The 12692-nt window shown below is 72.3% G+C and carries 12 protein-coding genes; 5 read left to right on the forward strand and 7 right to left on the reverse strand.

The annotated features are described in order from the left end of the window. The first annotated feature begins 32 nt into the window (after positions 1-32). A complete protein-coding gene (locus tag ACWDD7_RS26010; protein WP_285562494.1) occupies positions 33-470 on the forward strand; it encodes a cell division protein SepF in 438 nt (145 codons plus the stop codon). Between the two features lie 37 nt (positions 471-507). Here ACWDD7_RS26010 and ACWDD7_RS26015 read toward each other — a convergent pair whose 3' ends face one another. Continuing rightward, positions 508-1692, reverse strand: a complete 1185-nt coding sequence (locus ACWDD7_RS26015; protein ID WP_450459134.1) for an acyl-CoA dehydrogenase family protein — start codon at positions 1690-1692, stop codon at positions 508-510. Between the two features lie 88 nt (positions 1693-1780). Then, a complete protein-coding gene (locus tag ACWDD7_RS26020; RefSeq protein ID WP_450459135.1) occupies positions 1781-3529 on the reverse strand; it encodes an MFS transporter in 1749 nt (582 codons plus the stop codon). Between the two features lie 256 nt (positions 3530-3785). Here ACWDD7_RS26020 and ACWDD7_RS26025 point away from each other — a divergent pair, with 256 nt between their 5' ends. Further along, complete coding sequence (locus tag ACWDD7_RS26025; protein WP_450459136.1) at positions 3786-5135, forward strand: mannosyltransferase family protein; 1350 nt, start codon at positions 3786-3788, stop codon at positions 5133-5135. A 238-nt stretch (positions 5136-5373) separates the two neighbouring features. Further along, positions 5374-6399: a phosphatase PAP2 family protein gene (locus tag ACWDD7_RS26030; protein WP_450459137.1), complete on the forward strand. Its 1026-nt coding sequence runs from the start codon at positions 5374-5376 to the stop codon at positions 6397-6399. A gap of 100 nt (positions 6400-6499) precedes the next feature. Here the strand turns inward: ACWDD7_RS26030 and ACWDD7_RS26035 are convergent, their stop codons facing one another. Next, positions 6500-6715 carry an I78 family peptidase inhibitor gene (locus ACWDD7_RS26035; RefSeq protein ID WP_285562498.1) on the reverse strand — a complete coding sequence of 72 codons (216 nt, stop codon included), beginning with the start codon at positions 6713-6715 and terminating at the stop codon, positions 6500-6502. 416 nt (positions 6716-7131) lie between these two features. Further along, positions 7132-7794 (reverse strand): transglycosylase family protein, encoded by a 663-nt coding sequence (locus tag ACWDD7_RS26040; protein ID WP_450459139.1) that lies wholly within the window; start codon positions 7792-7794, stop codon positions 7132-7134. Positions 7795-8332: 538 nt separating this feature from the next. On the opposite strand from ACWDD7_RS26040, the gene ACWDD7_RS26045 reads away from it, so the two are divergent. Both ACWDD7_RS26045 and ACWDD7_RS26050 read left to right on the forward strand, forming a co-directional pair. Further along, positions 8333-9115, forward strand: coding sequence for a hypothetical protein (locus ACWDD7_RS26045; protein WP_351881583.1), 783 nt, complete (start codon positions 8333-8335; stop codon positions 9113-9115). Positions 9116-9177: 62 nt separating this feature from the next. Beyond that, positions 9178-9576: a hypothetical protein gene (locus ACWDD7_RS26050; RefSeq protein ID WP_392217244.1), complete on the forward strand. Its 399-nt coding sequence runs from the start codon at positions 9178-9180 to the stop codon at positions 9574-9576. A 60-nt stretch (positions 9577-9636) separates the two neighbouring features. Here ACWDD7_RS26050 and der read toward each other — a convergent pair whose 3' ends face one another. The 3 genes from der to cmk form a co-directional block, all read right to left on the reverse strand. After that, complete coding sequence (der, locus tag ACWDD7_RS26055; protein ID WP_450459140.1) at positions 9637-11118, reverse strand: ribosome biogenesis GTPase Der; 1482 nt, start codon at positions 11116-11118, stop codon at positions 9637-9639. A gap of 93 nt (positions 11119-11211) precedes the next feature. After that, entirely contained in the window at positions 11212-11922 is a 711-nt protein-coding gene (locus ACWDD7_RS26060) for a lysophospholipid acyltransferase family protein (protein WP_392217243.1), read from the reverse strand. Beyond that, a complete protein-coding gene (cmk, locus tag ACWDD7_RS26065; protein ID WP_450459141.1) occupies positions 11880-12575 on the reverse strand; it encodes a (d)CMP kinase in 696 nt (231 codons plus the stop codon). Before cmk ends, ACWDD7_RS26060 begins: the two co-directional genes overlap by 43 nt. Positions 12576-12692: the final 117 nt, after the last annotated feature.

The following is a 12692-nucleotide window of genomic DNA, read 5'->3' on the forward strand; positions in this document are numbered from 1 at the left end:
AGCACGAGAGACCGCTGTGAGAGGAGGCGTCCATGGGATCGGTACGCAAGGCGAGTGCGTGGCTCGGCCTCGTCGACGACAACGATGACGAGCGCTACTACGACGACGACTACTCCGAGGGCACCGCGTCCGGGGACGCCTGGGTGACCGACCCCCGGGTGCAGGTGGCCACGGACAAGGCCGAGGAGAGGAGCCGGCGGATCGCCACGGTCACCCCGGACAGCTTCCGGGACGCCCGTGCCATCGGCGAGCTGTTCCGGGACGGGGTCCCGGTCATCATGAACCTCACCGGCATGGAGCCCGGCGACGCCAAGCGGGTCGTGGACTTCGCGGCGGGTCTGATCTTCGGTCTGCGCGGCTCCATCGACCGGGTCTCCACCCGGGTGTTCCTGCTGACGCCGGCCGACACGGAGATCATCAGCGGTGAGGCGTCCGCGCACCGCTCGGACGGCTTCTTCAACCAGAGCTGAGGCGGGGCCGCTCACCGGCCCCGCCCCATCCGGTGGCTCACCGGAACGCGTCGAGCCCGGTGAGCGCCTTGCCCAGCACCAGCTGGTGCATCTCGACGGTGCCCTCGTAGGTGAGCACCGACTCAAGGTTGGTCGCGTGCCGCATCACGGGGTATTCGAGGGAGATCCCGTTGGCACCGAGGATCGTCCGCGCCGTACGGCAGATCTCGATGGCCTCGCGGACGTTGTTGAGCTTGCCGAAGCTGACCTGCTCCGGGCGCAGCCGGCCGGCGTCCATCCGCCGCCCCAGATGGTGGGCGAGCAGGATGCCCTTGTGCAGTTCGACCGCCATGTCGGCGAGCTTGGCCTGGGTGAGCTGGAAGCCGCCGATGGGCCGCCCGAACTGCTCGCGGGTCTTCGCGTACTCCACGGCCGCCTCGAAGCTGCTGCGCGCGGCGCCCATCGCGCCCCAGACGATGCCGTAGCGGGCGTGCGACAGACAGCTCAGCGGGCCGCGCAGCCCGACGACCTCCGGCAGCACCGCGCTCGCGGGCAACCGCACGTCGTCCAGGACGAGCTCACTGGTGACGGAGGCGCGCAGCGACCACTTGTGCTTGATCTCGGGCGCCGAGAAACCGGGCGTGTTTGTCGGTACGACGAAACCGCGGATGCCCTCCTCGGTCTGGGCCCAGACGACGGCCACCCCGGCGACCGAGCCGTTGGTGATCCACATCTTGCGCCCGTTGAGCACCCAGTCCTCGCCGTCCCGCTTGGCGTGGGTCCGCATCGAGGCGGGGTCGGAACCGTGGTCCGGCTCGGTGAGGCCGAAGCAGCCGATCACCTCGCCGGCGGCCATCCGCGGCAGCCACTCCTGCTTCTGCTCCTCGCTGCCGAAGCGGTGGATGGCGTACATCGCGAGGGAGCCCTGCACGGAGACCAGCGAGCGGATGCCGGAGTCGGCCGCCTCCAGCTCCAGGCAGGCCAGGCCGTACTGGACGGCCGACGCGCCCGCGCAGCCGTACCCGCTGAGGGACATCCCGAGGGCGCCGAGGCCGCCCAGCTCGCGGGCGAGTTCCCGGATCTGCGGCAGCTCGCCCTTCTCGTACCAGTCGGCGACGTACGGCAGCACGCGGTCGGCTGCCCAGCCGCGGACGGTGTCCCGGATCGCCAGGTCCTCCGGGTCCAGCAGATCGTCGATCCCCAGCGGGTCGGTGGCGTCGAACGGGGGCAGCTTCGCGGACATGGGACACCCTCCGGTACTAAAAACTAGCAGCGCTAGTTACGGCTTCGCAGCCGACGTTACGGGGCAGTTTCCCGCACGTCCAGAGGGGTCAGGCGGAGACCCGCGGCTTCTCGGCGGGGCGCGGGGCGGGCACCCCGGCCGCGAGCGGCCCGGCGACGGCCGGCACGGCGTCCGCTTCCGGACCCCCCGGCAGGATCTTCGGCTCGGCGCCGCCCGGCACCGCGTCCGGCCCGCCACGGCCCCGCACGGCCTCCGGCTCGGCGCCGCCCGGCACCGTCTGCGCGTCCGTCTCCGCGTCGCACTGCATGATCCGCGGCAGCCGCAGCGCCATCACCGCGCCCAGCAGCAACAGGCCCGCGCTCACCAGCAGCGTCAGGTGCAGCCCGTGCACGAAGGAGTCCCGCGCCACCTGGCGCAGCGCCGCCCCGGCGGGGCCGCCGAGCCGGTCGGCGACGTCGTAGGCCTCGCCCAGCGAGTGCCCGGCGCGGGCCGCGTCCGGGGCGGAGACGCCGGGGACCGAACGCAGCCGGGGGGTGTAGGCGGCGTTCATCACGCTGCCGAGCAGCGCGATGCCGATGCCGGCGCCCAGCTGGTACGAGGTCTCGCCGATCGCCGCCGCGCCACCGGCCCGGTCCGCCGGAGCCTCGCTGAGCATCGACTCGTAGGCGCCGAACAGCGTGGTCTCCAGGCCGAAGCCGAGCAGTACGAAGCCGGACAGCAGCAGCGGCGCGTTGTCGGTGCCGCCCATCGCGGTCAGGGTCAGCACCGCGGCCGCCGTCAGGCAGAACCCGACACACACCATCCGGCGCGGCCCGAACCGGCGCAGCACGCGCGCGCCCAGCAGGCCCGCCGCCATCGCGGCCACGGTCAGCGGCAGCAGCCGCAGTCCGGTGGCGAGCGGCGAGAGTCCGAGCACCAGCTGGAGGTACTGCGCGGCGATCAGCTCCAGGCCGACCAGGGCGAGCATCGCCAGCACGATGCAGCCCACCGAGGTGCTGAAGGCGGGCCTGCGGAACATGCACAGGTCCACCAGCGGATGCGGCAGCCGCCGCTGCCGTCGCACGAAGACGACGAGGAGGGCCGCGCCGACCAGCAGCGGCAGCAGGGTTCCCGGGCTCACGGGGGCCTCGCCGCCGCCGAGCCGTTTGACGCCGAGGACGACGCCGAACAGGCCGGCCGCCGCCATCAGCGCGCCGGTCACGTCCCAGGGGCCGTCGGCCCCGCCCCGGGACTCGGGCAGCAGGATGCGTCCGACGGGGAGGCTGATCAGCATCAGCGGGATGTTGATCAGGAAGACCGAGCCCCACCAGAAGTGCTCCAGCAGGAAGCCGCCGAGCAGCGGGCCGACCGCCGCGCCGACCGCCGCGACCGCGCTCCACACGCCGATGGCGAGCGCGCGCTCGCGCCGGTCGGGGAAGGACTGGCGCAGGATCGACAGGGTCGCGGGCATGATCATGGCACCGCCGACGCCGAGCAGGGCGCGGGCGAGGATCAGCACCTCGGCCGTGTGCGCGCACGCCGCCACGGCGGAGGCCACGCCGAAGAGGCCGTAGCCGAGCAGGAGGACCCGTCTGCGTCCGACGCGGTCGCCGAGGGTGCCGAAGAGGATCAGCAGCGAGGCGCAGACCAGCGGGTAGACGTCGACGATCCAGAGCAGCTGGACGGCGCCGGGCCGCAGGTCCTCGCTGACCGCGGGGACCGCCACGTGCAGCACGGTCGCGTCGAGGGCGACGAGCAGCAGGCTGACGCAGAGGACGACGAGGACGACCCAGCGGTTGGCACCGGGCCCGGTCGCCCGACCGCGCGGCCGGACACCGGCCGTGGTCGTCCCGGACATGTACGTACCTCCCAGATCTTCCCTCGCGTGGGGCGCAGCGACAGGGGCTCCCTTGTCGTACGGCCGGGAAGAACGGTGTCCCCGGCCCGCGCTTGACCCACGGGGATGACTCGTCAGCCTACGCGAGTCCGCCGCGGCCGCACGTGGCGGACCTCTCACCTGGCAGAGGGAACCCTTGTGCGGTACACCACGTCGCACCGGCTTGACCGCGCCCCGGCGGACGGTCCCTTCCCCCGTCCGGTCGATAATCGAGCCCGTGACCGATCTGAGGACCGGCGTGGCCGCACCCCACGCCCCGCCCCACGCCCCGCCCTCCGCACCGCTGCCGCGCCGGGCGCTGCCGGCCGTCCTCGGCTACGCGGCGGTCCGCGTCCTCGGGCTGGTGGTGCTCGCGGTGTGGAGCGCCGCGCGCGGCAAGAGCGCGCTGACGCTGCTGAGCGCGCGCTGGGACTCCCTCTGGTACACGCGGGTCGCCGAACTGGGCTACGGCTACCAGGTGCGGCTGCCGAACGGCGACGTCCACTCGAATCTGGCGTTCTTCCCGCTGCTGCCCTGGCTGGAGCGACTGCTGCACGCGGCCACGCCGCTGCCGTACGCGCACGCGGGTCTCGTGGTGAGCCTCGTGGCCTCGCTCGCCGCGGCGGCGGGGATCTTCGCCGTGGCCGAGCACGTGTACGGGCCACGGGTGGGTGTGTGCGCCGTACTCCTGTGGGCCGTCCTGCCGGTCGCGGCCGTGCAGTCGATGGCGTACAGCGAGTCGCTGTTCACGGCGCTGGCCGCCTGGGCGCTGTACGCGGTGCTGACCGGGCGGTGGGTGAGCGCGGGTCTGCTCGCGGCGCTCGCGGGGCTGACCCGGCCGGTGGGCGGTGCGGTGGTGGCGGCGGTGTGGGTCACGGCCGCGGTCTCGTTCGTGCGGGACCGAAGCGCGGCGCGCACGGCCGGCGCCCGACCGCCGACACGCGCCCCCTCTTGTTCCACCGCTCCCTCTTCACCCAGCGCTCCCTCTTGTTCCACCGCTCCCTCTTCACCCAGCGCCCCCTCTTCACCCAGCGCCCCCTCTTCGCTCATCGCTGCCCCTTCGCCTTCATCCACCGCTCCCCTGTCGTCCGCCGTCCGCCGTCTCCTCGGCGTGGTCGTCGCCCCGCTCGGCGCGGCCGGCTACGTCCTGTGGGTCGGTCACCGCACCGGCAAGGGCCCGCTCGGCTATCTGGACGTGCAGGCCGGTTGGCGCAACGGCTTCGACGGCGGGTACGCCTTCGCGCGCTTCGTGGCCGAGAAGTTCACGTCATTCCCCGCCGCGCTCGCCGGCGTCGGCCTGACCGTCGGCGTCGCGCTGCTGCTCTGGCTGTACGTCACCGGCGTGCGCCGGGGCCAGCCGCTCGGACTGCTCGTGTACACCGGCGTCGTGCTCGCGCTCGCGCTGTGTGCGTCGAGCTACTTCGGGTCCAAGCCCCGGATGCTGCTGCCCGCCTTCCCGGTCCTCTTCCCCCTCGCCGCCGCGCTCGCCAGGCTGCGGACCCCCCGATCCGCCCTGGTCACGGCAGGGTTGGCGATCGTCTCCGCGGTCTACGGGGCGTTCTGGCTGAACGGCTCGGGGCCTCCGTGATCCACTCGGGCCGCCCGATGACACCCCGGAGAATTGCGGCCCAGGACCGGGTTAACGCATTTATAAGTGCCATATAAACAACACCCGGCATGATCAAAGGAATTACAGAGGACGGCCTCGCCCGATTGCGTAATCCGGTGAAATTCGGCCGCCCTTGAGAGGTTTCCCACATCACATCGTCATCACAAAGCCGCTGTTTCGACCGGGACCACAGCTCACTCGCTGTAACGTCGATTGGGTGCGTACCGAACGGAACCTCACCCGGCGTCTGGACCGGGTGTTCGCCAGGCTGGACCGCGAGCCGGAACGGCCGGCCCATATCGATGTGCCGGTGATGAGCCGGCACCGGGTCGTGTTGTTCTCCGCGACCCTCGCCTTCTATCTGGCGATCGTGTGGGCCGTGGTGACCACCTCCTGGCTCGTCCGGCTCGACTGGCAGGTCATGTTCTTCCGGCCGTACCAGCAGTGGCCGCAGATCCACGCCTTCCTCGACTACTACGTGGTGCTCGGCCAGCGCGGCCCCACCGCCGTGATGGTCGCGGCCTGGCTCGGCTGGCGCTCCTGGCGGCAGCACACGCTCCGTCCGCTGCTCACCCTCGCCACCTCGCTCCTGCTGCTGAACGTCACGGTCGGCGCCGCCAAGTACGGCATGGGGCGGCTCGGTCCGCACTACGCGACCGTGATCGGCTCGAACGAGATGGTCCGGGGCGGCGATATATTTCCCAGCGGCCACACCGCCAACGCGGTGGTCACCTGGGGCATCCTGGCCTATCTGGCCTCCACCCCCCGCGCCCGCCGCTGGCTTTCGGCGGTCTCCGCGATCACCTCGCTCGGCGTCGGCCTCACCACCGTCTACCTCGGTACGCACTGGCTCAGCGACGTGCTCCTCGGCTGGGCCGCCGGCCTGCTGATCCTGCTCGCATTGCCCTGGTTCGAGCCGCTGATCGCCCGGACCGAGGTGTGGCTGTTCGACCTGCGGGACCGCTGGCGCGCCCGCCGCAGCCGACCCCTGCCCGAACCGGTCCTCCCCGTCGCCCCGGTGGTGTTCACCTCGCCGCGCGGCACCCCGGCCGAGCAGTCCGCGCCGGCCCGCGAGCCGGTCTCCTCGACCCGCGCCTCCCGGGGCCTGGCGCACCTGGCGCCCGGACCGCACACGGCACGTTCGGAACGCAGCCCGGTCACCCCGGCGGGCCCCCGCCGCCCGCCGGGCGCCGACCGGGCACCGCGCGGCACCTCCCCGGCCCGCCCCCTCACCGGCGGCTGACGGCCAGGCGGGCTCCGGTACGCACCACGGCCCGCGCCTCGGCGAAGGCCCCGCTCCCTTCCTCGGGAGCGGGGCCTTCGTCATGTCCACGCCGGTGGGGTCAGCCCTTCCAGGAGCGGGCCACCCGGCCGTCCCGCACCTCGAAATTGAGCCGCCCCACCCGGTACTCCATGGTGATGATCGCGCCCGGCGGCAGCGACCGCACGGTCGACCAGCCACGCTCCCGGGCGAGCCGTTCGGCCTGCTCGGCGTCGAGGCCGACGTACCCGTCCGGGCTGTCCTGGGGCTCCGCTGGCGGAGTGGGAATCGGTGCCATACGGCCACGCTAGGGCGACACACGCGGTGACGGAAGCCGGGCGCGGCAGGGTAAGAGCAACATCAGACTCCCGTCACACTTCTGTCACAGATTCCAGGGGCTCGTTTCGGTCGAACTCCCTCACTCGATCGGGGGTTTCCGTACCGCCCAACGAGGGATTCGAACGGAATTCCCGCATGTCGCGACGCCCCCTCGAATTGCCCGGCGGAAAGTGCCGCGGCGAGGACCGGGGCGGGTCCCCGAAGCATGATTCCCCGGGGGAATCCGGCGCCACACCACCGGAGCTGACAGACCATAGGAAATTTCACGGATTCCGCACATGCCGGTGCGCGGCATGTGTGCCGCGGGCGCTCGCGGGTATCCGCGCCGCGCGCCGGCCCGGGGTGCGACGACGCGCACCCGCGGTCGCCGTCGGCTCAGAGGGTCAGGTGCGTGCCGGGAACGATGAGGTCGGGGTCGTTGCCGACGACGGCCTTGTTGGCCGCGTAGAGGCGGTGCCAGTCGACGCCGTGCCGTGAGGCGATCCCGGACAGGGTGTCGCCCGCGCGCACGGTGTAGCCGCCCGTGCCCCGGGACGGGTGCCGCGGGGTCTTCGACGCCTTCGGCGTCCTCGGCGCCTTCGGGGTCCGGGAAGGGGCCGGCTGCTTCGTGGTGCTGCCCTTGTCGAGGCTCACCTGCGAGGGGGCGGAGCCGATCGCTCCCGCGCGCCTGGAGCAGACCGGCCAGGCGCCCCAGCCCTGGGCCCGCTGGACCCGCGTCGCGACGGCGATCTGCGCGCCCCTGGAGGCCCGGTCGGCCGTGGGAGCGTACGCGGCGCCACCGTACGCGCGCCAGGTGTGGGCGGAGAACTGAAGTCCGCCGTAGTAGCCGTTGCCGGTGTTGATGTGCCAGTTGCCGCCGCTCTCGCACTGGGCGATGCGGTCCCACACTCCGTTGTCCGCGGCGGCGGCGTCGCCGGTCGCGGCCAGCAGCCCCAGCGGGGCCAGCAGCGCGGCGCCGGCGAGCACGGCCGTCGTACGGCCCCTGCGCGCGCTGTCGTCACGGACGGTGGTACGGCTGGTATCGGCACACTCGGACATGTAACTCCCTCTCGGACAACCCGGGTTCCCCCGGGCGGAGCGCGTCTTCCCGCGCAGGACCGCGGTTCGTCGCGCCCGCCCCGTCCGTGCCCCGGTGCCGGCGATGACGCGCTGCCGGTGCCGGGTGACGGACGAACCCGAGCGGTGCTCGTTGCACACGGCGGAGGAATGTAGGGAACGCGCGCGCCGGACATCAACCAAATGACCGTCGTGCCAGGCCAGTTGGCGGTTACCGCCGGTATCGGCGATTTCCGGACACCCACTACATCCGCTGATTTACCGACTTTCCACCTCCACCCGACGACCTCCTGTGAGCCACTTCACCCGTTCAAGCGGCTTGACGCGGCGGCGAGTTGACGGGGAGTGGCCGATTCCGCACCGAAGGTGACCCTGCGCGGCGGTCGGTTCGAACCGGTGCTCCGCCATGCGTGACCCCCACCACAGGACGCCCGTTGTCTTCTTCATGAGCCCGGAACCCTGGGGCTCATCGGCCGGGAGCCACCCGACCGGTCCAGCACGCATCCCAAGGGAGCCACCCGTGCCGCGCATGCTCGACGTCAGTGACGCCGTACGCGCCGAGATCGGCGACGAAGAAGCCGACCGGCTGCTCGCCGGAGAGAACGCCCCGGGCAGTTACGACTGCACGTCCTGCCGCACCCCGGGCGACTCCGAGCAGGAGCGCACCAGCACCGTCCTGTTCGTCGGCGAGGAGACCGCGGTCCTCGCCTTCGCCCACGCCAGCTGCCTGCCCTCGCAGGTCGTCCAGGTCACCGAGGAGCAGTTGCAGGGCGCCGTCCGCTCCATCGGCGCACAGCTCCAGGGCGGTGAGCCTCAGCGGCCCGCGCCCGAGCAGGCGGTGCTCGGCGTGACCAGCGGACTCGTCCTGATCGAGGGCGAGTTGCACCCCGCGCTGGTGGTCGAGCCGACCTCACCCATCGTGCGTCCGGGCACCGCCGGCGTCGGCGACGACTTCCTGCCGCTCCTCGTCGAGCAGGGCTTCATGCCGGTGAACGAGCTGGTCGCGGTGCCGCCGGTGCTGCACGGCTGGTCGGTGCTGCTGGCCGTGGGCCAGCTGCACGCGGTCCTCCAGCCGGGCCCGCCCGGCGGCCACCCGGTCGCCTGGTGGCAGGCCCACCAGCCGCTCCAGGTCACCGACGGCTGGCGGGCCGCGGCCAACAAGCACCAGCAGGTACTGATGTTCGCCGCACCGGTGGGCTCCATCGGCCGCCAGCCGCGTGAGGACCTGCTGCGGGACTCCCTCGACAAGGCCGCGGCCAACGGCAGGTTGGTGGCGGCCGCGCTGCCGCTCGCGGGGACCTGAGCCACACGCAAAGGAAGGTTGCGAAACCGCATCTCTTCCCGTGCACCGTCGTTTGGACATACGTGCACGCATACGACACTTCGCCCCGACGGTCCTCGTTCTCCTCCGTTCCGTCCGCCCGGACGGGGCAGGAAGGGGCGGGTGGTGCCTCGGCCACGCCGATCTTCGACATGCTCGCCGCGGAGTGGGTCAAGGCCTTTCGCACGCTGCCGGGTGACCGCAGCGGCGAGGAGGGGATGAGGTTCGTGCCCTTCGGTCTGCCGGACCGCACGGGGTGGTCGTACGGCGGCCACCGGGCGGGGTCGTTCAGCAGCTCGTACAGCGCCTACAGCGCGGGGGCGTACAGCGCCCGCCAGCAGTCGCAGTGGCAGCGCGTCGGCACCATCGGACGGCCGCAGCAGGACACCGGGATGCACCATGTGCCCGCGGCGCTGCCACCCGGACCGCGCCGCGGCGCGTGACCCCCGCGCACAAGAGGGCGGCCCCTGTTCCCAGGGGCCGCCCTCCGCGTCGTACCGCGCTTACTTCTTCTTCGTGCCGCGCTTCTCGCGCACCCGGACCGAGATGTGGATCGGGGTGCCCTCGAAGCCGAACTCCTCGCGCAGGCGGCGCTCGATGAAGCGCCGGTAGCCCGCCTCGATGAAGCCGGAGGCGAAGAGCACGAACCGCGGGGGCTTGGTGCCGGCCTGGGTGCCGAAGAGGATGCGCGGCTGCTTGCCACCCCGGACCGGGTGCGGGTGGGACGCGACCAGCTCGCCGAAGAAGGCGTTGAGCCGGCCGGTGGGGACGCGGGTCTCCCAGCCGGCGAGGGCGGTCTCGATGGCCGGGACCAGCTTCTCCATGTGGCGGCCGGTACGCGCCGACACGTTCACCCGGGGCGCCCAGGCGACCTGGGCCAGCTCGGTCTCGATCTCCCGCTCCAGGTAGTAGCGGCGCTCCTCGTCCAGCGTGTCCCACTTGTTGTAGGCGATGACCATCGCACGGCCCGCCTCCACGGCCATGGTGACGATCCGCTGGTCCTGGACCGAGATGTTCTCCGAGGCGTCGATCAGGACGACCGCGACCTCGGCCTTCTCCACGGCCGCCGCGGTGCGCAGCGAGGCGTAGTAGTCGGCGCCCTGCTGGAGGTGGACGCGCTTGCGGATGCCCGCGGTGTCCACGAACTTCCAGGTGACGCCGCCCAGTTCGATCATCTCGTCGACCGGGTCGCGGGTGGTGCCCGCCAGCTCGTTGACGACGACGCGCTCCTCGCCGGCGACCTTGTTCAGCAGGGAGGACTTGCCGACGTTCGGGCGGCCGATGAGCGCGATGCGGCGGGGGCCGCCGACGGCGGTGCCGAAGGACTGCGCGGGCGCCTCGGGCAGCGCCTCCAGGACGGCGTCCAGCATGTCGCCGGTGCCGCGGCCGTGCAGCGCGGAGACCGGGTGGGGCTCGCCGAGGCCCAGGTTCCACAGGTACGCCGCGTCGGCCTCGCCGCTCGGGCCGTCGACCTTGTTGGCGCACAGCACCACGGGCTTGCCGGCCTTGCGCAGCAGTCGTACGACCGCCTCGTCGGTGTCGGTCGCGCCGACCTTGGCGTCGACCACGAAGACCACCGCGTCGGCGGCCTCGATCGCGTACTCGGCCTGGGCGGCCACGGAGGCGTCGATGCCGAGGACGTCCTGCTCCCAGCCGCCGGTGTCGACGACCTTGAAGCGGCGGCCGGCCCACTCGGCCTCGTAGGTGACGCGGTCGCGGGTGACGCCGGGCTTGTCCTCGACGACCGCCTCGCGGCGGCCGATGATCCGGTTCACCAGGGTCGACTTGCCGACATTGGGGCGGCCGACGACGGCGAGCACGGGCAGCGGGCCGTGGCCCGCCGCCTCGATGGCGCCCTCGACGTCCTCGATGTCGAAGCCCTCTACCGCGGCGAGCTCCATGAACTCCGCGTACTCGGCGTCGCCGAGAGCCCCGTGCTCGTACTCGTGCTCTGCCGAGCCGTCGGGCTGGATGTCGTCGTTCATGAAGTCCGTACCTCGTCGTTCATCGTGGTGATCGGTGGAACAGGCCCTGGTGGGCATATCCCTCGATGGGCTGATCCACTACTCAAGTGTCGCCTAGCGCCCGGTCAGGCGCCTGGCGTTTTCCAGGTGGCCGGTGAGCTGCTTCTGGATGCGCTCGGTCGCCTCGTCCAGCGCCCGGCGCGTGCGCCGCCCGGAGCCGTCGCCCGCGTCGAACGGGTCGCCGAAGACGACGTCGACGCGCGAGCGCAGCGGGGGCAGCGCCTTTATCAACCGCCCCGGCCGGTGGGAGCTTCCCAGCACGGCCACGGGCACGATCGGCGCTCCGCTGCGGACCGCGAAGTAGGCGAGGCCCGCGCGCAGCGAGGCGAAGTCGCCGTCGCCCCGGGTGCCCTCCGGGAAGATGCCGAGGACTCCCCCGGCGTCCAGGATCCCGAGGGCCTGGGTGATGGCGGTGCGGTCGGCGGCCGCGCGGTCCACCTTCACCTGGCCGATGCCGGTCAGGAAGGCGTCCAGCGGGCCGACGAACGCCTCCTTCTTGATCAGGAAGTGCGCCGGGCGGGGCGCCACGCCCATGACCATGGGTCCGTCGACGTTGTGGGAGTGGTTGACCGCGAGGATCACCGGGCCGCTGGCGGGCACCTTCCAGGCGCCCAGCACGCGCGGCCTCCACAGCCCGTACATCAGGCCGACGCCGATGCGCCGGCCGACCTCGGCGCCCCTTTCGGAGGGAAGCCCCACGTCTCGTCTCCCGGAGGGCAGACTCACTTCGCCGCCCGCTTCTCCTCGACCAGGGTGACGACGCACTCGATGACCTGGGCGAGGGTGAGCTCGGTGGTGTCCACCTCGACCGCGTCGTCGGCCTTGGCGAGCGGGGAGGTCTTGCGGCTGGAGTCGGCGGCGTCGCGCTTGATCAGCGCCTCGCGGGTGGCGTGCAGGTCGGCGCCCTTCAGCTCACCGCTGCGCCGGGCGGCGCGGGCCTCGGGGGAGGCGGTGAGGAAGATCTTCAGGTCGGCGTCGGGCAGCACGGTCGTACCGATGTCGCGGCCCTCGACCACGATGCCCCGCTCGGCGCCGCCGGCCAGCGAGCGCTGCAGCTCGGTGATCCGGGTGCGCACCTCGGGCACCGCGCTGACCGCGCTGACCTTGGAGGTGACCTCCTGGGTGCGGATCGGCGCGGACACGTCGACGCCGTCGACCGTGATGGTCGGGGCGGACGGGTCGGTGCCGGAGACGATCTCGGGCTTGCCGGCGACGGCCGCGATGGCGGTCGGGTCCGCCAGGTCGATGCCGTTGTGCACCATCCACCAGGTGATCGCCCGGTACTGGGCGCCGGTGTCCAGGTAGCTCAGGCCGAGCTGCGCGGCCACGGCCTTCGACGTGCTCGACTTGCCCGTGCCGGAGGGACCGTCGATCGCGACGATCACGGGCTTGGCGGTCGGGGCGGCGCCGTTTTCCACGGGGGGACACCTTCCTGGTGCGGTGTGGGCGGGGTCGGGGTGCGAGAGCGCCCCGCACAAGGTTACTGGGTGTGGGTCACTCGTCCGGACGCACATCGCCGCCGGCCTTCGTGACCG

The organism is Streptomyces sp. NPDC001056, from assembly GCF_053598955.1.

What these genes read in the sequence shown, in the direction of transcription:
- ACWDD7_RS26015 (WP_450459134.1), bottom strand. Translation starts at nt 1,692, where the DNA reads ATGTCCGCGAAGCTGCCCCCGTTCGACGCCACCGACCCGCTGGGGATC.
- ACWDD7_RS26010 (WP_285562494.1), top strand. Translation starts at nt 33, where the DNA reads ATGGGATCGGTACGCAAGGCGAGTGCGTGGCTCGGCCTCGTCGACGAC.
- ACWDD7_RS26035 (WP_285562498.1), bottom strand. Translation starts at nt 6,715, where the DNA reads ATGGCACCGATTCCCACTCCGCCAGCGGAGCCCCAGGACAGCCCGGAC.
- ACWDD7_RS26040 (WP_450459139.1), bottom strand. Translation starts at nt 7,794, where the DNA reads ATGTCCGAGTGTGCCGATACCAGCCGTACCACCGTCCGTGACGACAGC.
- ACWDD7_RS26020 (WP_450459135.1), bottom strand. Translation starts at nt 3,529, where the DNA reads ATGTCCGGGACGACCACGGCCGGTGTCCGGCCGCGCGGTCGGGCGACC.
- der (WP_450459140.1), bottom strand. Translation starts at nt 11,118, where the DNA reads ATGAACGACGACATCCAGCCCGACGGCTCGGCAGAGCACGAGTACGAG.